The organism is Aeromonas sp. EERV15 (genome assembly GCF_900079845.1).
GTDB lineage: Bacteria > Pseudomonadota > Gammaproteobacteria > Enterobacterales > Aeromonadaceae > Aeromonas > Aeromonas sobria.
Genome location: NZ_FKKY02000014.1, coordinates 89,685 through 113,922 on the forward strand (window position 1 = coordinate 89,685; position 24,238 = coordinate 113,922).

25 protein-coding genes are annotated in these 24,238 nt (G+C 55.6%); 15 read left to right on the forward strand and 10 right to left on the reverse strand.

All coding sequences use genetic code 11. From position 1 onward, the window contains the following. Nucleotides 1-28 precede the first annotated feature (28 nt). The 5 genes from BN4575_RS13600 to BN4575_RS13620 form a co-directional block, all read right to left on the reverse strand. Complete coding sequence (locus BN4575_RS13600; RefSeq protein ID WP_068978561.1) at nucleotides 29-1,522, reverse strand: efflux transporter outer membrane subunit; 1,494 nt, start codon at nucleotides 1,520-1,522, stop codon at nucleotides 29-31. Beyond that, entirely contained in the window at nucleotides 1,515-4,589 is a 3,075-nt protein-coding gene (locus tag BN4575_RS13605; RefSeq protein ID WP_068978562.1) for an efflux RND transporter permease subunit, read from the reverse strand. The genes BN4575_RS13600 and BN4575_RS13605 overlap by 8 nt, the downstream gene beginning before the upstream one ends. Continuing rightward, nucleotides 4,586-5,737: an efflux RND transporter periplasmic adaptor subunit gene (locus tag BN4575_RS13610; protein ID WP_068978563.1), complete on the reverse strand. Its 1,152-nt coding sequence runs from the start codon at nucleotides 5,735-5,737 to the stop codon at nucleotides 4,586-4,588. Before BN4575_RS13610 ends, BN4575_RS13605 begins: the two co-directional genes overlap by 4 nt. Before the next feature lie 108 nt (nucleotides 5,738-5,845). Continuing rightward, nucleotides 5,846-6,730, reverse strand: a complete 885-nt coding sequence (locus tag BN4575_RS13615) for a LysR substrate-binding domain-containing protein (protein WP_068978564.1) — start codon at nucleotides 6,728-6,730, stop codon at nucleotides 5,846-5,848. Between the two features lie 112 nt (nucleotides 6,731-6,842). After that, complete coding sequence (locus BN4575_RS13620) at nucleotides 6,843-7,424, reverse strand: Maf family protein (RefSeq protein ID WP_068978565.1); 582 nt, start codon at nucleotides 7,422-7,424, stop codon at nucleotides 6,843-6,845. 120 nt (nucleotides 7,425-7,544) lie between these two features. On the opposite strand from BN4575_RS13620, the gene yceD reads away from it, so the two are divergent. The 15 genes from yceD (at nucleotide 7,545) to BN4575_RS13695 (ending at nucleotide 19,713) form a co-directional block, all read left to right on the forward strand. After that, the gene (yceD, locus tag BN4575_RS13625) at nucleotides 7,545-8,066 is read left to right on the forward strand and encodes a 23S rRNA accumulation protein YceD (protein WP_042021904.1); all 522 of its coding nucleotides are present in this window, start codon (nucleotides 7,545-7,547) and stop codon (nucleotides 8,064-8,066) included. A gap of 19 nt (nucleotides 8,067-8,085) precedes the next feature. Continuing rightward, nucleotides 8,086-8,253: a 50S ribosomal protein L32 gene (rpmF, locus tag BN4575_RS13630; RefSeq protein ID WP_042021907.1), complete on the forward strand. Its 168-nt coding sequence runs from the start codon at nucleotides 8,086-8,088 to the stop codon at nucleotides 8,251-8,253. 9 nt (nucleotides 8,254-8,262) lie between these two features. Continuing rightward, nucleotides 8,263-9,282 (forward strand): phosphate acyltransferase PlsX, encoded by a 1,020-nt coding sequence (gene plsX, locus BN4575_RS13635; RefSeq protein WP_068978566.1) that lies wholly within the window; start codon nucleotides 8,263-8,265, stop codon nucleotides 9,280-9,282. Between the two features lie 7 nt (nucleotides 9,283-9,289). After that, nucleotides 9,290-10,249, forward strand: coding sequence for a beta-ketoacyl-ACP synthase III (locus BN4575_RS13640; protein ID WP_068978567.1), 960 nt, complete (start codon nucleotides 9,290-9,292; stop codon nucleotides 10,247-10,249). A 73-nt stretch (nucleotides 10,250-10,322) separates the two neighbouring features. Next, a complete protein-coding gene (gene fabD, locus BN4575_RS13645) occupies nucleotides 10,323-11,258 on the forward strand; it encodes an ACP S-malonyltransferase (RefSeq protein ID WP_068978568.1) in 936 nt (311 codons plus the stop codon). Between the two features lie 13 nt (nucleotides 11,259-11,271). After that, the gene (fabG, locus tag BN4575_RS13650) at nucleotides 11,272-12,006 is read left to right on the forward strand and encodes a 3-oxoacyl-ACP reductase FabG (RefSeq protein WP_042021916.1); all 735 of its coding nucleotides are present in this window, start codon (nucleotides 11,272-11,274) and stop codon (nucleotides 12,004-12,006) included. Between the two features lie 157 nt (nucleotides 12,007-12,163). Then, entirely contained in the window at nucleotides 12,164-12,400 is a 237-nt protein-coding gene (acpP, locus tag BN4575_RS13655) for an acyl carrier protein (protein ID WP_042021919.1), read from the forward strand. Between the two features lie 81 nt (nucleotides 12,401-12,481). Then, nucleotides 12,482-13,723 (forward strand): beta-ketoacyl-ACP synthase II, encoded by a 1,242-nt coding sequence (fabF, locus tag BN4575_RS13660; protein WP_068978569.1) that lies wholly within the window; start codon nucleotides 12,482-12,484, stop codon nucleotides 13,721-13,723. 68 nt (nucleotides 13,724-13,791) lie between these two features. Further along, nucleotides 13,792-14,598, forward strand: a complete 807-nt coding sequence (gene pabC / locus BN4575_RS13665) for an aminodeoxychorismate lyase (RefSeq protein ID WP_068978570.1) — start codon at nucleotides 13,792-13,794, stop codon at nucleotides 14,596-14,598. Then, a complete protein-coding gene (gene mltG / locus BN4575_RS13670; RefSeq protein WP_068978571.1) occupies nucleotides 14,588-15,589 on the forward strand; it encodes an endolytic transglycosylase MltG in 1,002 nt (333 codons plus the stop codon). The genes pabC and mltG overlap by 11 nt, the downstream gene beginning before the upstream one ends. Then, nucleotides 15,589-16,230: a dTMP kinase gene (gene tmk, locus BN4575_RS13675; RefSeq protein ID WP_068978572.1), complete on the forward strand. Its 642-nt coding sequence runs from the start codon at nucleotides 15,589-15,591 to the stop codon at nucleotides 16,228-16,230. Before mltG ends, tmk begins: the two co-directional genes overlap by 1 nt. Continuing rightward, nucleotides 16,215-17,162 carry a DNA polymerase III subunit delta' gene (gene holB / locus BN4575_RS13680; protein ID WP_068978573.1) on the forward strand — a complete coding sequence of 316 codons (948 nt, stop codon included), beginning with the start codon at nucleotides 16,215-16,217 and terminating at the stop codon, nucleotides 17,160-17,162. Before tmk ends, holB begins: the two co-directional genes overlap by 16 nt. 24 nt (nucleotides 17,163-17,186) lie before the next feature. Beyond that, nucleotides 17,187-17,966: a TatD family hydrolase gene (locus BN4575_RS13685; protein WP_068978574.1), complete on the forward strand. Its 780-nt coding sequence runs from the start codon at nucleotides 17,187-17,189 to the stop codon at nucleotides 17,964-17,966. 286 nt (nucleotides 17,967-18,252) lie between these two features. Further along, complete coding sequence (locus tag BN4575_RS13690) at nucleotides 18,253-19,281, forward strand: site-specific integrase (RefSeq protein ID WP_141689797.1); 1,029 nt, start codon at nucleotides 18,253-18,255, stop codon at nucleotides 19,279-19,281. An 87-nt stretch (nucleotides 19,282-19,368) separates the two neighbouring features. Then, nucleotides 19,369-19,713, forward strand: a complete 345-nt coding sequence (locus BN4575_RS13695) for a DUF3653 domain-containing protein (protein ID WP_068978575.1) — start codon at nucleotides 19,369-19,371, stop codon at nucleotides 19,711-19,713. Between the two features lie 449 nt (nucleotides 19,714-20,162). Here BN4575_RS13695 and BN4575_RS13700 read toward each other — a convergent pair whose 3' ends face one another. The 5 genes from BN4575_RS13700 to BN4575_RS13725 form a co-directional block, all read right to left on the reverse strand. Next, nucleotides 20,163-21,299: a zonular occludens toxin family protein gene (locus BN4575_RS13700; protein ID WP_068978576.1), complete on the reverse strand. Its 1,137-nt coding sequence runs from the start codon at nucleotides 21,297-21,299 to the stop codon at nucleotides 20,163-20,165. 42 nt (nucleotides 21,300-21,341) lie between these two features. Continuing rightward, nucleotides 21,342-21,674 (reverse strand): DUF2523 family protein, encoded by a 333-nt coding sequence (locus BN4575_RS13705; RefSeq protein ID WP_068978577.1) that lies wholly within the window; start codon nucleotides 21,672-21,674, stop codon nucleotides 21,342-21,344. Between the two features lie 11 nt (nucleotides 21,675-21,685). Then, nucleotides 21,686-23,305, reverse strand: a complete 1,620-nt coding sequence (locus BN4575_RS13710; protein WP_068978578.1) for a hypothetical protein — start codon at nucleotides 23,303-23,305, stop codon at nucleotides 21,686-21,688. A 106-nt stretch (nucleotides 23,306-23,411) separates the two neighbouring features. Continuing rightward, the gene (locus BN4575_RS13715; RefSeq protein WP_068978579.1) at nucleotides 23,412-23,627 is read right to left on the reverse strand and encodes a hypothetical protein; all 216 of its coding nucleotides are present in this window, start codon (nucleotides 23,625-23,627) and stop codon (nucleotides 23,412-23,414) included. Between the two features lie 256 nt (nucleotides 23,628-23,883). After that, nucleotides 23,884-24,198, reverse strand: coding sequence for a hypothetical protein (locus tag BN4575_RS13725; RefSeq protein WP_068978581.1), 315 nt, complete (start codon nucleotides 24,196-24,198; stop codon nucleotides 23,884-23,886). Nucleotides 24,199-24,238 lie beyond the last annotated feature (40 nt).

The window sequence follows — 24,238 nt, forward strand, 5'->3', positions numbered from 1 at the left end:
AATTGGCCGGGCTCTTTTTTTATCTTGCTTATCCTGCCGTTCCCTCATGCGGGGGGGCTTGTGGCACTGTCCATTCGCCGCCCAGTGCCTTGTGCAACATCACCACTGTGGTGGCGGTATTGAGCCTGGCCTGTACTTTGGCATCCTGCAGGTTGTTGCTGACGCGCTGGGCATTGAGCACGCTCAGATGGTTTTCGAGCCCGGCCCGATAGAGGCTGGTTGCTTTGTTGACCGCCAGGCGCGCCTGCTGGTCGGCTTGGTTGATCAAGCGGTAATACTCCTGGCTGTTTGCATAGGCATTGAGCACCGTATCAACCTCATTGAAGGCGCCATTGACGACCTGCTGGTAGGCGAGGGCGGACTCCCTAAATGCCGCTTCTTGCAGATCCACCATGGCAGCACCTCGCCCGCCGTCGAACAGGTTCCAGCTTATGCCGGCACCAAGGGACCAACCCACGGAACCCGAGGAGAGCAGATCGTCCAGATTGCGGGCCGATACCCCGGGGGTACCGGTCAACATCAGTTTCGGATACTGGTTGGCGATGGTTGCACCCAGTTGCTGGTTGCGCGCGGCCATCTCCCGCTCGGCCAGGGCGATATCCCATCGTCTGGTCAGCAGATCCGATGGCAGGCCCACCGGGATCAACCCCTTCATCTGTGGCAAGACGCCGTCACCGAGTCGGTTGCGGGTCTGGGCGGTGGTCTCCCCCAGTAAAATGGCCAGCCGACCAAGATGGACGGCGCGAGCACTGTCGAGCATCGGCAGCATGGCTTCTGTGGTGGCCTGGGCGGCGCGGGCATTGGCGATATCCAGCTCAGATCCATAGCCGTGACGCTGGAGGGAGAGCACCAGATCCAGCACCTGTTGCTGTTCGGTGATGGTCTGGCGGGTGATGGCCATGCGCTCTTCAGCGGCGCGATACTGCAAGTAGTTGTTGATCACCTCGGCGGTCATCAGGGTGGTGAGGTTGCGCTGCAGCAGCTCGGCCTGCTCAACCCGGATGCTGGCGGCCTGGCTCATGGCATCGATCCGGCCAAACAGGTCTGCCTCCCAGCCGATGGATGCGCTGGCCAGATGGGTATGGCTGTCGCGATCGATCAGGCTGATGCTACTGCCCCCCAGCTGGGGCGGCAGCGCATATTCGGTGACGGCAGGGCCGCTCAGCGGCCCATTCTCGCTCAGCCGCATATCCAGATAACCGGCATTAAGGGAGACGGTAGGCACTTTAAGGGAGGACACCGCCGCCTGATAGGATTGCGCGGCGTTGATCCGCTCCTTGGCCATCCTGATGGGGATGTTCTGTTGCTGGGCGGCCACGATCAGCTGGTCGAGCTGCGGATCATTGAACTGCTGCCACCAGAGCACCCCAGCCACGGGCTTGACCTCGCTGATCCCCGTTGTTCCCTGGCTATTGAGATAGACATTCCCCACGGCCACCAGCGGCACCTCATAGTCTGGGGTCATGCTGCAACCGCACAGCAGCAGGGCGGCGGCCACCATGGTGAGTCGATAGTCAATCATGGCACTGCTCCTTGCTGATCGAGGGGGTGGTGGCCGCCTGCTTGTCGCCGCGATAGAGCAGTTGATAGAGGGCTGGCATCACGAAAAGGGAGAGAAATGAGGCGGCAGAGAGCCCGCCTACTATGGTGGCCGCCATCTGATCAAACAGCCGGTCGGTCAGCAGCGGTATCATACCGAGTACCGTGGTGAGGGCCGCCATCGAGATGGCCATGGTGCGGTTGAGGGTCGCGACTTTTACCGCCTCTGCCAGCGCTCTGCCATTCTTGCGTTCCAGTTCGATCTGGTCGATCAGCACTATGCCGTTTTTGATGATCATGCCACTCAGGCAGATCAGGCCGACAATCGCCATAAAGCCGAACGGTTTGTCCAGTAACAACAGGCTCCAGACAACGCCGATGGAGGCCAATGGCAGGGTCACCAAGATGATGAACGGCTGGCGGTAGGCACTGAACATGGCGACCAGGATGATGGTCATCAAGATCATCGCTTTGGGGGTCTGAGTCATCAGATCATCGACCGATCGCTTCTCGTCATAGTATTCGCCGCCCCACGCCATGGTGTAGCCGGGGGGCAGGGCAATGGCTTCCAGCTCACTGGCCACGGCCTTGCGCACATTGGAAGGGGTATCGCCGCGCACGTCAGCCTGCACTGTGATGGCCGGTTGACGGTTGTAGCGCCAGCGCATGCTCTCTTCCCCTTTGAATTCGATACCATCGACAACCTGTCCCATCGGGACGCTGTGGCTACCGAGCAGGGATCGCACCGGAATATTGTCAAAGTGCTCCAGCGAGGCGTTGCTGCTGCGCAGTTTGATGGGGATCAGATCATCATCGCGGCGCATCAGGCCAATCAGGCTACCATCGGTTGCCCGGGAAATAGCGTTGGCAATATCAGTGCGATTGACGCCGGCCATTCTTGCCGCATCCTGGTTGATGAGGGGCACCAGCACCTTGCTCTCCTGCCGCCAGTTATCCCGGATGTAGATGAGGTGGGGGTTAGCGGCCAGCAACTGCTTGGCCTGATTGGCCAGCCGGTGCAGCTCTTGAGGATCCGGTCCGACGAAGCGGGCTTCAATGGCAAATTTATCCTTGGTGGCCAGCTTGAGCGGACGGAATCTGGGCTCGGCATAAGGGAACTCGGCCTGCAGCCAGGCATCTCCTGCCGCGATCAGGGAAGCGATATCGTCATAACTGCGGGTATTGATCAGGATCTGGCCATAGCTGTTGTCAAAAGGCTCAGGCTCCACGGTGACCGAGAAGCGCGGGGCACTCTCGCCAACGTGGCTGGAAATACTGATCACCTGGGGCTGACGCAGCAGCCACTGCTCAATTTTGTGCATGTCGGCGGAGGTTTGGGCAATCCGTCCCCCGTTAGGCAGCCAGTAGTCGAGAAACAGCATGGGGCGATCCGAGGAGGGCATGAAGTTGACCTGCAGCAGCGGAATGGCGGCCAGGGTCAGCAGCAGCACAGGGGCAACCCCGAGCAGCAGTTTGACCGGATGGTCTACCGACCAGAACACGGCTTTTTGGTAGAGCTGGGCCATGGGTGAGACCTGTGCCGTGCCGTCGGTTTGGCTCGGCGTTGGAATGAAATACCAGCAGAGCAGCGGGGTGACCGTCATGGCGATGAGCCATGAGAGCAGCAGGGAGCTGCACAGCACCTGGACGATGGAGAGGGCAAACTCGGCGGCATCAGTCTGGGAGAAAAGTACCGGTGCGGTTCCCAGTGCGGCGATCAGGGTGGCAGCCAACAGCGGCAGCGCCATTTCGCGGATGCTGTCGCTCACCGCCTGATGGCGAGCAATCCCCTGGCGCAATTTGGACTCAAAGAGATCGACGATGACGATGGCATTGTCCACCAGCATGCCCAGCGCCAGGATAAACGAGCCGAGCGACACCCGCTGCAGGTCGACCTGGGTCAGATTGAGGTAGATCAGGGTAAACAGGATGGTCAGCAACAGGCTGGCACCGACGATGGCGGCACTGCGCCACCCCATGAAGATCAGCAATACAACCACAACGATGATCACGCTCTCGGCCAGGTTGAAGATGAAGTTATTGACCGACTTGGCCACCTCCTCCGGCTGATAGGCGATGACGCCGATATGCACCCCCTCCGGCAGGGTGGCTTCGAACTGTGCCAGCTCCTGTTTGAGGGTGTCACCAATGCTGACCACGTTGATGCCGTTGACCGGGCTCACCGCCAGGGTGATCGCTTGCTGGCCATTGAAGCGGCTCAGGGTCATGGCGGGATCCTGGTAGTCCAGATAGATGTCGGCGATATCCCCGAGCTTCACGGTGGCGCTTTCGAGACCATTGATACCGGTCTTGATGCTGAGGTTCTGGATATCCTCCACGCTGTTGAACGCACCGCCCTGTTCAACGCGCAGTTGCTCGATGCCAAGGGGGAAATCCCCACTGTGCAATGGCATGTTTTGACTGGTTAGCTGATCGATCAGCTGCAGGGTGGTCAGGTTGGCTTGTGCCAACCGTTCATCATCGAGATCGATGTTGATCACCTGCTCCCGAATGCCGTGCAGCTGAACTTTCTTCACCCCCTCGACGGCCTTGAGCCGGCGTTGCAGCTCGCGGGCGTGATCCTTGAGATCGGCCATGGCGACGTTATCGCCATAAAGGGAGAAGAGCATGCCATACACTTCGGAAAATTCATCCTGCACTATGGTGAGCTGGGCCTGGGGTGGCAGGGACAGCTTGACGTCATCCACCTTGCGGCGCAGCAAATCCCACTGCTGGGGGAGCTCGGCAGAGTTCACCTGCTCCTGCAGATCGACAAAAATCATCGAACTGCCGGGACGGGAGAGGGAGCGCAGCTTCCATAGCGGCGCCATCTCCTGCAATTTGGTTTCGATCTGATCGGTGACCAGCCGCTCCACCTCACCGGCATCGGCACCGGGGTAGAGGGTGACAATCACCGCACTTTTGACGGTGAAAGCGGGGTCTTCCAGCTTGCCAAGTTGGAAGTAGGAGACCAGCCCGATAAGGGTGCAGAGCAGGGTGAAGAAGGTCACGAAGGTCTTCTGGCGTAGCACAAAGGTCGAGAGATTCATGATTTGCCGACCTTTTCCAGTGATTGGTTTGCCATGATTGCCACCTGATCCAGCGAGTGGTTGGCAATAATGGCGACCTGCTCGCCCTCGCTGACGAAGGCGCTGCCAGCGACCACCAGTTGATCACCAGCCGTCAGTTCACCACTGATACACAGGGTATTCTGCTGCTGATCATGGAGTGACACCGGGATTCGGGTTACGTGGTCTTGCGCCACCCGCCAGACATGCCACTGGCGATCCTGACTGTTGACCGCCATCGCGGGCAGGCAGAAGAGCGGGTTTTCAGCTTGCTGCGGCAGTTCGAGGGTGACATTAACCGACTTGCCCGCCACCAGATTGACCTGATCCCGAGGCAGGGAGAGGGTGACCTCATAGGTGCGTTTGAGCGGGGAGGGGATGGAGGCGATATCGGTCACCGTGACGGCGAGATCTTGCTGGCGCTGACCCCAGGCAAGATGACCCGGCTGACCGGTTTTTATCCTGCTGACCTGGCGTTCCGGTACATCGATCACCACATTGAGCTGATCTGGCTGATGCAAGGTGAGCACCTTGATACCGGGCAGCACGAACTCGTGATTGTCGATATGTCGCTTGCCAATCACCCCGTCAAAGGGAGCGCGCAGTTCGCTATATGCCAGCGCATCACGGGCTTTTTGCAGCCCCTGAGTGGCCAGCTTGACCGCTGCATGCGCGCGTGCTTCGCCGCTGATAGCCCGATCGAGATTGACATCGGCGATGGCGTTATCGGCGCAAGCACGCTTGATCCGAGCAAGCTCGATCCGTGCAAGTTGGTGGGCGGCGGTTGCTTCAGCTAACTGGGCCTCTCCCTGGCTCACTGAGACCTGAAAATCGTGCCGGTCGAGGCGCGCGAGTAGCTCCCCTTTGCTGACCCGCGAGCCCTCGGTCGCCACCAGCTCCTGCAACATGCCGTGAACGCGAAACGAGAGGTCAGTGGTGTGGGCTGATTTCAGCACCCCGCTAAATTTGTGCGCTCGGGTGGCAACGGGGTCAGCCAGGGTCATCACCTGGACGGCGCGCAGTTGTGCTGGTTGCTGGAGCGGGGGCGTGGTGGCGTCGGTGCCACAACCGCTTAACAGCAGCAGGAGTGTGCTGCTAAGCACTGTTTTACCGGGATGGGAAAGTGCCATGGGAGGATTCCTTTAAACAGGCGTTATCATATGGCGCCAGTTTAATTGAATCATGAAGCGTTAATAATCCCGTCTAGCTGTGCTTCAATGTCTCGAAATACGTGACAATCAATCCAGTAGTAGCGCCGACTCCGCCAGCAAACTATCGATCAGCAGGCGGGCGGCATGGGTCATCCCCTTGCGACTGGGATAGACCAGCCAGGCATCATCGAGATAGACCTTGTGGGCAGGCAGGATCTCCAGTAGTTCACCACTGGTGACCTGCGCCTTGACGCTCAACTCGGGCAGCAGGCTGATACCGGCACCCTTGAGCACGGCGTAACGGATATAGTGGCTACTGTTGGAGATGAGTCGGCTACTCACTTTGAGTGGGCCCGTATTGAAGTTCCAGCAATCTTCCAGTTCACCGCTGGCCAGTCGGTGGATCAGCAGTGCGTGTTGCTGAAGATCCTCAAGTCGCTGCGGCATGCCGTGCTCGGCCAGATAGCCCGGACTGGCATAAAGCTTGCGCGACACCGTGGTCAGGGGTCTGGCGATAAACGAGCTATCTTGCATTTTGCCAATATGGACACAGGCATCGAGTCCGTAGTTCATGATGTCGTGATAACCCAGATTACTGACGTGGGTTTCCAGCGTAATGAGCGGGTACTGGCTGAGAAAATTAAGCAGCAGATCGTGAGCCAGAATATCGGCATCCCCGATCAACCCCAGTTTAACCGAGCCGGTGGGGGCCGAGCTCTGATTCTTGATACTTTGGTTCAGGGTTTCGAGTCGGGGAATAATCTCCTGCAACTGCATAAAGTAATCGGTACCGGCTGGCGTCAGGGCCAGTTTGCGGGTGGTGCGGGTAAACAGCTTGCAGCCAAGGGCCTGCTCCAGATCGCCAATCCGCCGACTGACCTGGGCTCGTGGCACATCAAGGGAGTGTGCCACGGCGGCAAAGTTGCCCAGTTCAACCACTGAGAGAAACAGCCTCAAATCATCTATACGCACAATCTGGTTCCCGGTGGATAAGAGTGAAACAGCAAGATCACGGGCTGTGCTTGCCAGACGAGGCGGCGATCCTGGCGCTGGTCGTTGTTATCTTTCTTTGTGCAATGAGACATCAGGGCAGGGCGATACCGTGGCTGGCCAGCAGCTCGATCAGGCCGATCAGTGGCAGACCGATCAAGGCGTTAGGGTCGCGTCCCTCCAGCCCCTTGAACAGCACGATACCCATTCCTTCGCATTTAAAGCTGCCCGCACAATCGAGGGGCAATTCAGCCTCGACATAACGGCGAATGGCGGCTTCATCAAGGGTGCGAAAATGGACGGTGAAGGGTTCCACCAGTTGATGGGCCTGCCCGGTTGCGGCATCCAGCACACACAAACCGGTATAGAAGGTCACGCTGCGACCCTGTGCCGCCATTAACTGCGCGATCGCATTGTCGATGGTGTCCGGTTTGCCGAGTATCCGGCCATCGCAGACACACACCTGATCAGAACCTATGATCAGGCCGTGATCACGACCATCGGCGATGGCTTGTGCCTTGGCGCGGGCCAGTCTGGCCACTAACGCTTGGGCCGATTCTTCTGCCAGTGGGCGTTCATCCACATCCGGTGCGGCACAATCAAAGGGCAGGCCGAGCTTCTCCAGCAAGGCTTTACGGTAACGAGAAGTTGAGGCGAGGGTCAGATTCTGTGGCATAATATCAGGCACCGATGAAAGCAAGTACCGGCATTCTAGGGACTTGTGACGTTAAAATCATCGGCGGTAAGGACTTTTTCCTTTGACTATCCATTGTTGGACCTATAATATTCGCGCCCTATGCAAAAGGTGAAGTTGCCCGTTAAGGTTGATCCAGTCCGTAGTGCCTTGAAACTGCTCGATTATGTCGGGATAGTTGAAAAGTCGCAGATGCCCAGGCTGGAAGAGTCAACCGCTGGCTTGCAGAGTGATATCGATGTATCACTGCAATTTGGTAAAGATGTCCAGAAGTTGACCGTTATGAAAGGCACTGCCCATGCCAAGGTTGACCTGGTTTGCCAACGTTGTGGTGAGACGTTTGAATACCTTTGTGAAGCTGAATATATCTACACTCCGCTGTTTGAAAAAACAAACGAGGAAGAACTGCCGGAAGCTTATGAGCCCATTGAGTTGGATGAAAACGGCGAGATAGATCTTCATCAAATCCTCGAGGATGAATTAATCCTCACGTTGCCTCAAGTCGCAATGCACCCTATGGATGCTTGCCCGAGAGGGAATATGGAGATGAGTTGGGGTGAAATCGAACCTGCTGATGAGCGGCCGAATCCCTTTGCAGTTCTTGAAGCGCTTAAACGTAAGTGAATTTAGGAGTTAGCCTACAATGGCCGTACAACAGAACCGTAAAACCCGTTCCAAGCGTGGCATGCGTCGTTCCCACGATGCACTGACCTCCGCTGCACTGACTGTTGATCAGACCAGTGGTGAAATTCATCGTCGTCACCACGTGACTGCCGATGGTTTCTATCGCGGTAAAAAGGTAATCGCTTAAGGATTGCCTTTGTCTACGCAAACTGTCGCGCTAGACATCATGGGGGGAGATATTGGCCCCTCTGAAACAGTGCCTGCCGCCGTGCAGGCACTGTCTCTTTTGCCCCAGCTAAAACTGATCCTGGTCGGCGACCAGCACCAGACCTCTTCTTTGTTGCAGCAACATGGCTTGCTCAATCATCCCCGCGTTCGTTTCGTACATGCATCCCAAGTGGTTGGCATGGGCGACAAGCCGATCGTGGCACTGCGTACCCTTAAAGACTCCTCCATGCGAGTTGTGCTCAATCTGGTGAAAGCCGGTGAGGCCGATGCTTGTGTCAGTGCCGGTAATACCGGAGCCTTGATGGCGATGGCCAAATGCGTGCTCAAGTCTTTGCCGGGGGTAGACAGACCGGCGCTCATCAAGGCATTGCCGACCTTGAGCGGCCAGCGCACCATGATGCTGGATCTCGGCGCCAACGTCAGTTGTGATGCAGATACCTTGCTGCAATTTGCGGTAATGGGCTCCGTTGTGGCAGAGAAGGTAGAAGGTATATCGGCGCCTCGGGTCGCCTTGCTTAATATTGGCGAGGAGGAGATCAAGGGTAATGATCTGGTGCGGCACAGTGCCGAGCTGCTGCGACAGTGCAGTGCACTCAATTATGTTGGCTTCATCGAAGGTGATCGTATCTTCAGTGGTGAGTGTGATGTGATTGTCTGCGATGGTTTTGTTGGTAATGTCGCGCTCAAGACGGCAGAAGGTGTAGTACGGATGATGGCTGAACTGGCCGGATATCCCCGTAAGAAACGCAGTTTTCTTGGCCGACTCGCCGGGTTTATGTTCAAACGACGCTTTTCTTACCTGAACCCCGACCAGTATAACGGGGCAAGTCTGTTAGGATTGCGCGGCATTGTGGTAAAAAGTCATGGGCGTGCTGAACGGCGTGCCTTGTGTAATGCGATCCTGCTGGCCGCACAAGAGGCCAAACATCAACTTCCACTGCAAATAGCAGATCGCCTTGAAGCTGTCTTCTCTGACAGGGATCTATAAGAACTCTATGCATAGCAAAATTCTGGGTACTGGCAGCTACTTGCCGAGTTCAGTGCGTACCAACGCCGATCTTGAGCAGATGGTCGAGACCAGTGATGAGTGGATCGTGGAACGAACCGGGATCCATGAGCGCCGCATTGCCGGTGCTGACGAAACAGTGGCAACCTTGGCTCATCAGGCGGCTCTGCGCGCCCTGGATGCGGCAGGTCTGACTGCCGCCGATCTCGACATGATCGTGCTGGCCACCACCAGTGCGGAAAATGCCTTCCCGGCCGCAGCCTGCGAGCTGCAGGGATTGCTCGGCGTACCAGGTATTCCTGCCTTTGACGTGGCCGCAGCCTGCGCCGGTTTCACTTATGCGCTCTCCATTGCCGATCAGTTTGTCAAATCCGGCGCGGCGCGTAATGTGCTGGTTGTGGGGGCCGATGTGCTCTCCCGCATGTGCGATCCGCAAGACCGTGGCACCATCATTATTTTCGGTGATGGGGCGGGTGCTGTGGTGATTGGCGCCAGCGAGACCCCCGGTATTCTCTCTACCCATCTGCATGCTGATGGCCGTTATGGTGACTTGCTCAAGTTGCCACATCCTCGCCGTGGTATGCCGGGTGCCGAGCTCGAAGCCTACATGTATATGAAGGGCAACGACGTATTCAAGGTAGCGGTCACCCGCCTGAGCGAGATCGTGACCGAGACCCTGGCGGCTGCCGGTATCTCGCCAAGCGAGCTGGACTGGCTGGTGCCGCACCAGGCCAACTTCCGCATCATCAACGCGACGGCCAAGAAGCTTGGTATGAGCCTCGACAAAGTGGTGCTGACCCTCGACAAACATGGCAATACCTCTGCGGCATCTGTGCCGATCGCCTTTGATGAGGGGATCAGAGATGGCCGGATCAAACCCGGTCAGCTGGTGTTGCTGGAAGCATTTGGCGGCGGTTTCGCCTGGGGTTCGGCGCTGGTTCGCCTCTGATCCTCGTCGGGATGAGGCATTAGCCTCATCCTGTTTCAGATTTCATTTTCATCTTTTCTAACAGGAATCAATGATGACCCATTTTGCCATTGCCTTCCCGGGACAAGGTTCCCAGTCCGTTGGCATGTTGGCCGAGCTGGCCGAACAACATGCCGTGATCAAGGAGACCTTCGCCGAGGCGAGCCAGGTGCTGGGTTATGACCTGCTTGCTCTGGTGATGGATGGTCCACTTGAAGATCTGAACAAAACCTGGCGCACTCAGCCTGCGCTGTTGACCGCTTCTGTCGCCCTGTGGCGTTTGTGGCAACAGCAGGGTGGGGCAACCCCTGCGGTGATGGCGGGTCACAGCTTAGGGGAATACTCGGCGCTGGTTTGCAGTGGTGCACTCGATTTTGCCGATGCCGTCAAACTGGTCGAGCTGCGTGGCCTGGCCATGCAGGAAGCTGTACCGGAAGGCACTGGCGCCATGGCCGCCATCATCGGTCTGGACAACGAATCCATCGCCGCCAACTGCGAAAAAGCGGCGCAAGGGCAGGTGGTCTCCCCGGTCAACTTCAACTCTCCGGGCCAGGTCGTGATTGCCGGCCATAAAGAAGCGGTTGAGCGTGCCAACGTGCTGATGAAAGAGTCGGGCGCCAAGCGTGCTCTGCCACTGCCGGTCTCCGTACCATCTCACTGCGCGCTGATGAAACCTGCTGCAGAAAAACTGGCAGCAGCGCTGGACGGGATCGAGATCAAGGTTCCAACCATCGCGGTCATCAATAATGTCGACGTATCCTGTGAACAGGATCCGGCCGCCATCAAGCAAGCCCTGGTGCGTCAGCTGTTCAGCCCGGTTCGTTGGACCGAGACTGTCGAGCAGATGGCCAATGACGGTGTCACTCTCGCGATTGAGATGGGGCCGGGTAAGGTATTGAGCGGGTTGGCCAAGCGTATCGACAAGCGTGTGGAAGGTATCCATGCCAACGATGCGGCCTCTTTTGAGCAGGCGCTGGCCCAGTCCAAGTAAACAGGAGCAAGTGATGAGTTTTACCGATAAGGTTGTGTTGGTGACCGGTGCCAGTCGTGGTATCGGTCGTGCGATTGCCGAAACGTTTGTGGCCCGTGGCGCAAAAGTGGTCGGTACTGCAACCAGCGAGAGCGGTGCCGAGGCGATCAGTGCCTATTTGGGCGACAATGGCTGCGGTATGGCACTGAACGTGACCAGCCAGGAATCCATCGAAGCCGTCTTTGCCGCCATCAAGGCGCGTTTTGGCGACATCGACATTCTGATCAACAATGCGGGTATCACCCGTGACAACCTGTTGATGCGGATGAAAGATGACGAGTGGAACGAGATCATCGATACCAATCTGACCTCTCTCTACCGTCTGAGCAAACCGGTGTTGCGTGCCATGATGAAAAAACGCCATGGTCGCATCATCAGCATTGGCTCCGTGGTGGGAACCATGGGTAATGCGGGTCAAGTCAACTATGCGGCCGCCAAGGCCGGTCTGGTTGGCTTTACCAAAGCGTTGGCACGGGAAGTGGCATCCCGTGGTATCACTGTGAACGCGGTCGCGCCAGGTTTCATCGAAACCGACATGACCCGCGCACTCAATGATGATCAACGCAGTGGCATCATGAGCCAGGTGCCTGCCGCCCGTTTGGGTGATCCAAAAGAAATTGCCGCTGCTGTGGTATTCTTGGCTTCTGATGAAGCAGCTTATATCACCGGCGAAACCCTCCATGTTAATGGCGGGATGTACATGGTGTAATCAATTTGTCGTGAGATCTGTTCAAATTTGCGATAATACGCCGAAGTTTGGCGAATATCGTGGTTTGACCAGCGGCAAGCTACTTGCAAACTCACGTCAATTGAATAAACTACCCCAACCAGACGCAATAGCGTATTTTTAAAGGAAAATTCAGGTCATGAGCAACATCGAAGAACGCGTAAAGAAAATCATCATCGAACAACTGGGTGTTAAAGCAGACGACGTTAAGAACGCCGCCTCTTTCGTCGACGACCTGGGCGCTGACTCTTTGGATACCGTTGAACTGGTAATGGCGCTGGAAGAAGAATTCGATACCGAAATTCCTGATGAAGAAGCCGAGAAGATCACCACTGTTCAAGCGGCTATCGACTACATCACCGCTAACCAGGATTAATTTCCTGTTCTGAAAGAAGCGGCCCAAGGGCCGCTTCTTTTATATCTGCTTCCTTTCAAAAACCTCTCGGAGACTACCTCAGTGTCAAAACGCAGAGTCGTGGTGACCGGCTTGGGGATGCTTTCCCCGGTGGGTAACACTGCCGAATCCAGCTGGCAAGCACTGCTCAACGGGCAGAGCGGCATTTCCCTGATCGACCACTTTGATGCCAGCGAGTTTGCGACCCGCTTCGCAGGCATGGTCAAAGATTTCGATCCCGAGCAATACGGCATCAACCGTAAAGACGCTCGCAAGATGGATCTCTTTATTCAATACGGTATTGCTGCCGGTATGCAGGCGCTGGATGATTCCGGCCTGACCATCAATGAAGAGAATGCCGAGCGTATTGGCGTGGCAATTGGCTCCGGTATCGGTGGTCTGGGTCTGATTGAACAGAACCACAGCAGCCTGATCAACAGTGGACCGCGCAAGCTGAGCCCCTTCTTCATACCATCCACCATCATCAATATGGTGTCTGGTCATCTCTCCATCATGAAAGGTCTGCAAGGGCCGAACATTGCCGTGACCACCGCCTGTACCACGGGTACCCATACCATAGGCATGGCGGGCCGGATGATCGCTTACGGTGATGCGGAGGTGATGGTGGCCGGTGGTACTGAAAAAGCCTCCACCCCGATGGGGATGGGCGGTTTTGCCGCAGCCAAGGCGCTCTCTAATCGCAACGATGAGCCGCAAAAAGCGAGCCGTCCGTGGGACAAGGATCGTGACGGTTTCGTGCTGGGTGATGGTGCCGGTGTACTGGTGCTGGAAGAGTACGAACACGCCAAGGCCCGTGGTGCCCGGATCTATGCCGAGCTGGTCGGTTTTGGCATGAGCGGTGACGCTTATCACATGACTGCGCCTCCCGCCGATGGTAACGGTGGCGCGCGCGCCATGAAAAATGCCATCAAGGATGCCGGCATTGCCCCCGAGCAGATTGGTTACATCAATGCTCACGGCACCTCCACCCCGCTGGGTGATGTGGCCGAGCTGCGTGGCATGAAGTCAGTGTTTGGCGAGCACGCCAAATCCCTGATGATCAGCTCCACCAAATCCATGACAGGTCACCTGCTGGGCGCCGCCGGTGCCATCGAGGCGATCATCACCGTGTTGGCCCTGCGTGATCAGGTGGCTCCGCCCACCATCAACCTGGACAACCCGGATGAAGAGTGCGATCTGGATCTGGTGCCCCACGTGGCCAAGCCAGGCAGCTTCGAGTATGCCCTCTCCAACTCGTTTGGTTTTGGTGGCACCAATGGCTCACTGATCTTCAAACGCGTATAATTTGCCGCAGGGCAAAGACACAGGCCCGATACTGCCGGTATCGGGCCTTTTTTATCGGAGGGATCCCTTTGCTTATCAATGGAATGAAGCTTGATAGCATCTCGGCATATGATCGGGGGCTGGCCTATGGTGACGGTCATTTCACCACCATGGCGGTCAGAGATGGCCGGGTGTTGCAGTGGCCGGCCCATCTGGCTCGGTTGCAGCAGGCCAACAACCGGCTGGGATTGGTTGAACCTGACTGGGATCTGTTGACCCAAGAAGTTGAAGAGATGGTGGCCAACCAGCCACAATGTGTGGCCAAGGTGATCCTGACCCGCGGCGAGGGTGGCAGAGGCTATGATGGCAGCGGCTGTCAGCACACCACCCGCATTATCAACCTGGCGCCATTTCCCACCCACTATGGCCAGTGGCAACAGCAGGGTATCGAGATGGTGGTGTGCCGCCAGCGGATCGGTGATGCCCCCATGCTGGCCGGGCTTAAAACCTTGAATCGTCTGGAGCAGGTATTGCTGAAAAGCGAACTTGTCAGCCGCGATGCAGTCGAAGGGATAGTGCTCAACAGTCGTGGTTTTCTGACTGAAGGGGTCAGTGCCAATCTGTTTTGGCGTCGAGGCAAGACGGTATTTACACCGGATCTGGCCCGCGGTGGTGTCGATGGCATCATGCGCCGCCAGGTGATGGCGATGCTGAAACAGATGAGTATTGAGTTGCGTGTGGTGGAGGCTCCTCTGGAGTCACTATGGCAGGCAGAAGAGGTATGGCTCACTAATACCCTGATGGGGGTGGTGCCGGTCAACGGTATCGAGGATATTTATTATCCCGCCGCGGTATTGAGTCGCCGTTTACAGGAGCGTTTGGTCATTGAAGTTTAATCGGCTTTACACCCTGCTTGCGGGGGCGGCACTGACTGTTGCCGTCTCCGGGGGCTATGTGCACTACAAATGGCAACAGGTGGAGACACTCACCAACAAAGGGCCGACCCGGCTCTTTACGGTGGAAAAAGGGGCTCATGCTGCCCGCTTGATCACTGAGTTGGGGGAGGGGGAAACCAGCCCATGGGCGGTGCGGCTTTGGCTGCGTGGTCATCCTGAATTGGTGGCCATCAAATCGGGCACCTATGAGATCAAGGAAGGGGCTCCCCTCAAGGATACCCTCTCCCTGTTTGCCTCAGGCAAGGAGTTTCACTTCAGCCTTACCTTCGTTGAAGGGTCCCGTTTCGAGGATTGGCAGAAGCAGCTATCCAGTGCGCCGTATCTTGAGCGGTTGACGGTCGAGCAATCAGAAGCCGATCTGGCGCAGGAGCTCGGCATCGAGAATGGCAAGCTGGAAGGGTGGTTCCTGCCGGAAACCTACGCCTATACCACCCATGCCAGCGATCTATCGCTATTGCGCCGAGCCCATCAGGATATGGAGACCTTCTTGCAGCAGAGCTGGGAGAAACGTCAGGCCAACTTGCCCTACAAGACGCCCTATGAGGCGCTGATCATGGCGTCCATCATCGAAAAAGAGACCGGCCAGCCTGACGAGCGAGCACAAATTGCCGCTGTATTTGTCAATCGCCTGCGTCTGGGGATGAAGTTACAGACTGATCCCACCGTTATTTACGGGGTGAAGGATCGCTACGATGGCAATATTCGCCGCAGCGATCTGACCGACAAGAACCCCTACAACACTTATGTGATCGATGGTTTGCCGCCCACGCCTATCGCCATGCCGGGCAAAGCCTCTATTGAAGCAGCGCTCAACCCGCTGGCGAGCGACTATCTCTATTTTGTCGCCAAGGGGGGCGGTGCCCACTATTTCTCCAAGACCCTCGATGAACACAATCGTGCGGTTCGCGAATTCATATTGAAGAAACCTTAATGTCTAAATTTATTGTGATCGAAGGATTGGAAGGGGCAGGGAAGAGCTCGGCCGTGCGTTATGTCACTGACTATCTGCAGCGCCACGGTATTGACAAGATCGAGTGCACCCGCGAGCCGGGTGGTACCCCGCTGGCGGAGCGGATGCGCGCCATCGTCAAAGAGGTACACGATGAGCGCCTTACCATCGAAGCCGAACTGTTGTTGATGTATGCCTCCCGGGTACAACTGGTGGAGACTCGCATCAAACCGGCACTGGCCGACGGTATCTGGGTAGTGGGGGATCGCCACGATCTCTCCTCCCAGGCCTATCAGGGTGGTGGCCGTGGTATCAATGCCAACCTGATCGGTGCCATCAAGCAGGCGGTGCTCGGCAACTTCAAGCCGGATTTCACCCTCTATCTCGATATCGATCCCGCCCTTGGCTTGCAACGCGCCCGCCATCGGGGCGAGCTGGATCGCATCGAACTGGAGCAGCTCAGTTTCTTCGAGCGTACCCGAGCGCGTTATCTCGAACTGGCCGCCAAGGATGATTCCATTGTGGTGATCGATGCGGCGCAAACGCCGGATCAGGTTAAAGCGGCCATCGAGCATGCATTAGACCACTATCTGTCGAACGAGCAGCTATGTATCCTTGGCTGATCCCGGATTGGCACCGTTTAAGCCAGACAGCTCAGTCCGGTCGGCTCGGTCACGCCTGGCTGCTGCTCGGAGATCCCGGTCTTGGCAAGGAACAGCTGGCCGAACGACTGGCTCGCTTGCACCTTTGCCAGCAACCGGATCGCGGAGAACCGTGCGGTCATTGCCACTCTTGCCAGCTGTTTGACAAGGGTAACCACCCGGATCTCGGCACCATCGCTCGTGACAGCAAGACCATCGGGGTCGAGGCCATTCGCGAGATCTGCACCCGGCTGCAGGGTTCTGCCCAGCTCGGCCGTGGCAAAGTGGTGATCATTCCTGATGCGGAGCGGATGACCGAATCGGCAGCCAACGCCCTGCTGAAAACCCTGGAAGAGCCGGCTGGCGACAGCTTGCTGCTACTGATTGCCTCCCAAGTTTCCCGGCTGCTCCCCACCATTCTCAGTCGCTGTCACAAACATGTCTGCCAGTTGCCGGCGGAAGGGGAGACAGTACGCTGGTTAGCAGAGCAGGGTCATCAGGCCACCTTGGCCCAAGTGCGGATCTGTCAGGGCGCCCCATTGCGGGTACTCGATTATATCGAGCAGCAACAGGACGGAACTCGCCGCGAACTGCTGGAAAATTTCGTCGCTCTGCGGCAAAGCCCCATCAAAGCAACCGCAGTTTGTAGCCAGTTGGGGCAAGAGACCCAGGTCAGGTTGCACTGGCTGCAGCTGTTTTTATGCGACGCGTTGAAAACCCAGGCGGGATGCGGTCACCACCAGTTGGCGATGCCGGATCTGGCGATCTTGAGTCAACGACTGGCAGAGCAGCACTCCAGCGAAAAACTGCTGGAGGCAGAACAAGATCTGGTTGCCCTCAAGGCTGCTTGCCAGCCGGGACAGCTCTCCAACCCCACCATCCATCTGATGAACTGGCTCAGTCGCTGGTTATAGTTCCGACAAGAATAAAGGTTTTATATGTTACTCGTTGATTCCCACTGTCATCTCGATCGCCTCAGCTATGGTAGCAAGCAGACCAGCATGGCCGATGTACTGGCCAAGGCCGCGAAACTGGATGTGGGATATTTTCTCTGTGTCAGTGTGACTCAGGCCCAGTTCCCGACCATGCTCGAGGCGATAGCCCCATATTCTCAGGTGTTTGCCTCTTGCGGGGTGCACCCGCTCAATCAGGAACCCGGTGTGGATGCTGCCTTGTTGCTGATCCAGGCGGCGGACGAACGAGTGATCGCCATCGGTGAGACCGGGCTCGACTACTTCTACTCGCCGGAGAACAAAGAGGTGCAGCAAGCCTCTTTCCGCGAACATATCCGGGTTGCCCGAGCCCTTAACAAGCCGCTGATCATTCACACTCGCGATGCCCAGCAAGATACCTTGCAGATCATGCGCGAAGAGGGGGCGGATCAGGTCGGCGGCGTGTTGCACTGTTTCACCGAATCCCTCGAAATGGCGCAAGCAGCGATGGAGATGGGTTTTTATATCTCCATCTCCGGGATTGCCACCTTCAAAAATGCGTCTGTACTGCAAGAAGTGGTCAAGGCACTGCCCCTCGACCGATTGCTGGTCGAGACCGACTCGCCCTATCTTGCACCGGTACCCCATCGGGGGAGGGAGAACGAACCCGCCTTTGTGCGAGACGTCGCCCAGTTTATTGCCGACCTGCGTCATATACCGCTTAACGAATTGGCAGAAGCGACCAGCCATAATTTCTTTGAACTGTTCAAGTTGGCGAAAAAATAATCCAAAGGCCCCGTTGTTCGGGGCCTCTTACATTTCAAATATCAAGCTGATTACCCCCGTCAATATCAATATAATACCTCGTTATCTCTTACTTACTGTTGTGTCCACTTATTCTAAATTCATGCCTAACAGCTGCTATTAACATCGACATGTTCAATAGGTTCTATGGTGGTTAAGGGGATTAAATCAAGTCACATCAAGTATCGATAATATTCATTATCGATACTTGATGTATGAGGCGGATCCTGTAAAATCCTCTTAAACTTCATATGAATCATAGAGTTCCGTGGCATTTCCAAGCTTGTCCAATCCGGCTCATCAGTCACTGCAGACTGTTTTCGATGCGCAACTAAATAGCCGGGCACGTCGCTTTTTACGCAGTTCAAAAGCCGATTCAACCCTCAATGCTTATCAGGCCGATACCCGTATTTTTGTCTTCTGGTGCCAATTGCACGGGCTGGATCCGCTGCAAACCACCCATCACGACATTATGAACTTTCTGGCAGATCAGGCAGATGGGGTATTGGCCGACTGGGTATGGCTCGATAAAGAGGAGGGGAAGGGGGAGCTGCGTAACGGTGAACCTCGAAAACCGGCAACCCTGGTGAGACGGCTGGCGGGGATCCGCTACGCCTTCAAACAAAAAGGCATTAACCCAATGCCGACCGAGCATCCCGAAATCAAGGAGATGATGCGCGGTATAGTGCGACTGGGAGATAACCGTAAGCGCAAGACAGGTGCATTAACGCTGCAACCATTAACTCGGGTATTGGATGGTATCGACACCAATGATCTGGCCGGCCTTCGCGATCACACCCTGCTGCTCTTGATGTTCAGTGGCGCCTTGCGCCGCTCGGAAGCGGCCAGAATTGAAGTGAGCGATCTCGATTTTGTGGGGCAGGGGATCCGCCTTCGCCTCAAGCCGAGCAAGCATCAGCTACATGAAACCGAGATAGCCCTGATCCCGGGCAAGCACTATTGCCCCGTATCGGCACTACAAAAGTGGCTACACAAAAGCCGGATCAGCGAGGGGACGCTGTTTCGGCGGATAAACCGCTGGGGGCAACTCATGCCAGATCCCCTGGGGCCACAAGGGATAAACCTGATGATCAAGCGGCGCACCGGTCAAGCCATCGATGATCTCTACGTCAGTGGCCACAGCTTGCGGCGCGGATTTATCACCTCGGCAGTCACAGCTGGCAAACCGATGAACAAGATCATTGAAGTCACTCGCCACAAGGATATGCGGACCCTGCAGGAGTACTTCGATGATGCCCATAAATTCTCCGATCACGCGCTCGATGGCTTGCTTTGACACAACTGCGTCACCGTACAGATTACGTTAAATACAGCCTCAAACTGTGCCCCGCTGGAATAGACCAGTTTTGACGGTTTGGATTGTATGAAACGGAATATCACAAAAAACTTCATTTTTCGTTGGTTTGAGTGCGGGTTTAGCGTCGAAGAAACAGCAAATCTTTGTTTTGTTTCTGTGACGGAGGTCACGCTATGGGACGAGGGGAAAAAGATCCCCGACATCTGCAAACGGGTTATGCGGATGGCGTCAGGCAGGGAATTACCAACAATTTTCGAGCGATATTGGGAGGGATGGAGAATGTCCGGATACCACCTGATAACGCCCGCAGGGTCACAAATGACACGTCAACGACTGGAATTGATCGACATCATGGGCGTCGAGCACTTCAAGCGATGGAAATCACCACGGGTTAAGCACACGGGGCGCTAAGGAATTCACATGGCCGCACCACTTAGCCTGCAAGGTCTCGTCCTCGCTTCGCTCCTTCCTCAACCTTTACGGCTGCGGTGCTGTATGGGTGGATTGACGTGGAGTGACGAGGGTTTGCTGGGGTGATGACTGAAAAAACACGAAGACCTTGAGTGTCGCTTGTCTACGACAGGAGGACGAGCTGTTACCACCCGCACCCCTTAGCCTGCAAGGTCTCGTCCTCGCTTCGCTCCTTCCTCAACCTTTACGGCTGGGTGCTCTTTCCGTGGCATTAAAGATCGGTTTTGCAGGGAAGGGGGGGGGCCCTGCATCAGGGATGCATTCCAAAGAAGTTTCGGCCGTCCCACCACTTTCCAAAACATGGAATTCAGTGGGCGGCCTTATACTCGCTATGGCCTTCGGCCGCTCGTTTACTTGAGTTGTCACTCAATGAAATTGGTGGTCGGGCATCACAAAGCCTTCTCCACTGACCCCGCAACGCCTGCGGTCAAGCTGTCCTTCTTGCCTGCTGGTATGGTGTTGCGCTCACGAATGAGCATGGTCACCTTACCTTTGCTGATCACCAAGCCGTAGGACTTCATGACGACAGTCCAGCCCAATTGCGTGAGGTCAGACGAACGCCACATCATGATTGAGTTGTCTTTGTCGTCCCACACTTCCACCCATGCATCGAGCAGGATGCCGTTAACCATCGTATGAGACGTGAGAACAGGCTGGCCAGCCTCAAGGGTCTGAGTGAACAGATCATCAACCTTGGGTTTGGCCGGTGGTGGGGGCGGGGATGCTGGCTGGCCAGGTGACGAAGGCAATGCAACATCATGTTGCTGCGCCTCCTGCTTGGCCAAGTCTTCGGCCCCCGTCTTGCTGTTGAAATTGAGCATGGTATCGATGGCGAACCAGAGCCCACCAATCAGCAACAGCGCCGCAATTGGCAGCCCGTACTTGAACTTGGCTGACTTGAATATGTTCGTCCGGTCATCTTTATAGACCCCCATCTCGTTGTCTTCTGAGGTGGTGCTGGCGTAGCTGCCGAAATACTTGGGGTCATAGAGCCGGATGCCGCCTGTCAGCTTCTCGAACTCGATACGGCTGCGCTGGCCGTCTGCCCTTAGGGAACCACTGTAGGCAGTCCACGAATAGCGCTTAGACTGGCCAACGGCGTCCAGTTTCTTGAAAACAAACTTCTTGTCGATACGGTTGCGCCACATGGAGTGAACATCGTTGAGGTTCTGCCCCATCAACACGATATCAAGGCCACGGTGGCGATGTTCGGTCACCAATTGGATGATCGGGTCTGGTAATTTCTGCCGACCTGACGGCCAAAAGTTCTGACTCTCATCGATGATAACGAGGCTTTTGTCCCTTACGTGTTCATGGATGGTGGGAACCTGCTCACGGGTGATCTGCTTGAGCTGCTCTTGGCATTCTTCCAGCGTTATCTCGGCCAGTTCTGCAATCTTTTCGTAATTAAGGCCCTCGATATAGGCATCGACATTACGACCATCCTTTAAACGCGGGATGATATGCGAGACCAACGCCTCGTAACTTTTCCCCGACCCCGGCAATCCTTCGTGAAATATCAGCATGTTATAACTCCATTTAACATAAATAATCGCGTCACGCAGTCATTACCACTGGAACAGCGTTGCCACTTTTCGAACTAACCGGAAGGCGACACCCATCGATATAAACAGGAACGCCTGCGCTATCCCCGACATATTCAGGAAGTAGACAACATCCGAGGGAATATAGTTAAAGAGATCCTGCAAGCTGTATTGCAGGAAGTCCGGCATTGGAATGCTCGATATCACGAACCGGATCCCCGCAAGGATCTTTTCCAACGTAGTCAGCAAAATATCTTCAAACCACTGGAATATGGCTTGGAAGAAATGCACCACCCACAGGATGATGCTTTCTATCATATCTTTAAGCCACTTCCTGAATGAATCTAACAGTTCCATTGTGTTTATCCTCAATCCAGCAGGGCAATTCTAAACGCTGCATAAAGCCCTAATAGCTTCACGCACAACGCGATTATTTCGAATATCTTTTGCAGGTCAGCATTACAGAACACGTCAAACACCAGACTACCGCCACCCACACCACCAATATCGGGCACGTCGATACTGAATGACGGGCACGTACCGGCACCCATGTTCACCTCAAAGAATCCACTGATGGACGAGAACAACGGTAACGAGTTCATCGCTGTAACATGTTGTTGCATGACAGTGCCGTAATTACGTGTTCCCCAGTCGTTGGGATGTGGGTTTACCGACGTTGGATCCGTCTTGATGGTGGTATCACCTGGGGGCAGGGGCTTATCACCTTCGCCCTCGTCCTGCTTCTCGATGGCGTCTTTGATGGCATCGAGCTTGGTGCCAATCTGGGCGTTGCCGTCCTTGATGGCGTTAGCTGTCTGTATCTGTCCCAAACTGGCACCGGCACCACCTTGTGAGGCCGACAACTGCGCCTCTTTGATTGAACTCTGTATGTCCTTGCCAGTCTGCTGGATGACCTTACCCAGCGCGGCGTTCTGCTCACTGGTGGCCTTGATCTCTTTGTTGCTGGTCTCGGCTATCTTATCGACCACGTTGTTTAGCGTGGCCGTGCCGGTTGCGCCTGACGTCGTGTTACTAATCGCACTGTTGGCCGCGTTCTGGAGCTGGTTCTGAGCGTTGTTCGTGGCCTGCGATGAATCTGGTGGCGTAACAGGGGTATCAACACCGGCTGTTGAGGAGTCTTCCACATTGCCATTTGACTGAACAGGACAATTCTCACCAGTGAACTGAACAACACCAGACCATATATTGGGGTTTGAACCCAAATTGATAGCACCGCCCACGGTCTTAATTGAACACTGGCCATAACACTGTATTTTCACCGAGCCAAACGTGGACGTGAAAAACTTCACAGGGTTAGCTGTATCACCATACGTATTACCCGCAATGCCTTCACATAGAGGACGACAAAACTCTTTGCCTGTTATTGCGTTGGTGTCCTTGACCGAACCAAGCAAACACTGAAGGGGTTTCTTTTCACAAATAGTGCCGTCATTTGTGACCTTAGGCCCCATGGTAAATTCTGGTTTACCATCTGGAGGGCAAACATATTGCATTGACCCCTTTGCAACGAGAAACGTTTGTGAGTTTTCACCGGTACAACTGGCAGAACCAAGGGCAGAAATGAACCATGTTTCACCACTACCACCGGATGATTGAAGACTTAACAATACTTTTGACGGGTCTTTACAGCTGAATTTTGAAACAAATGCATTCTTATAAATGGTGGTGCACTGGGATACAGAACTAACGGTTGACATGGTAATACCATAGTGAGCGTTAGCTGGGCAGGTATACATTTGCTTTTGAGTTGATGGCACCCATTCAGCAGCATGGGCATAATTACCAATGGCCAGTGTGAGCATTCCCAGCGCAATTGCGCCGAACATAATAAAGATGGCCCACTTGAACAGGCGGAAAATGAGCTTAAAGAAATTCAACGGGTTGATGCAGTACATCAAGGCCTTGAGGGTTTTCTTTGTTATCCAGCGCCAGTTAATGGCGGGAATTATTTCCCGATATGATCGCATATGCCAGCACCAACCCTGTGATGAACATTATGGGAGCCCAAATCATGGCGTCCTCTCCAATGAAAAAGGGGCAGCGATAGCCGCCCCTTGTGGATGCAACATGATGTTACTTGCTACCCGCCAGACCTTGGATCTTGCGCCAGCCCCAGACGGCAGCCGCCAAACCCGCCTTGGACAGACCCACCGCAGCCACGAACCCGAGCAGGGCAGTCACAGCGGCCAGCACCACGGTTTGAACACCGGACACATCGAAGCCTTCACCAGCAGCTTGAGCAACGCCAGCGGTCATCAGCATAGCGGCAATAATGGTCATTTTTTTCATGTGATATTCCTTCATCTCATACCAGTAATTGAGGCCAGTCTGTCCCACGCCCATGAGGCGTAGTAGACAGAGATGACACCCGTGAAAGAGGCAGCCATGATGGCGCCCAAAGTTCCATAGCCCACGGTTGCAGGGTCAAGCCAAGCAGCCATGGAAGCTATGTCATGTGGCTCGACCAAGTACGCACCTTGGCACTGGTCAAGCGCCGTATTGGCGACCTGCAAGAAACCGTCAGTCGTGACCTGGACGCAGCGCATTAGTTACCCTTCTTCTCAGCAGGGGAGGGAATGGCGAACAGGCGGAAGCCGTTGAAGGTTTTGTGCAGACCGCCGTTGCCCGCGTAGCTGTTGTCCACGTATTCGAGCTGCAGGGTGGCCTTGCGACCGACCATGTTGGCCAGCTCGACGTGGTAGTTGGCTTTGACCTGCTCCTCGCTCAGGCTGAACTCGATGACAGCGGTGGGCTTGGTGGTCATGAATTTCACAGTACCGATTTGCACATCGATCTCGTTGCGCTTACGGGTACTCAGCACGATGTCGTCGGCATCGAGGATGGTTCCTACAATTTCCATATTCGTTATCTCCGGTTGTTTGGGTTTTGGTAAAGACAGG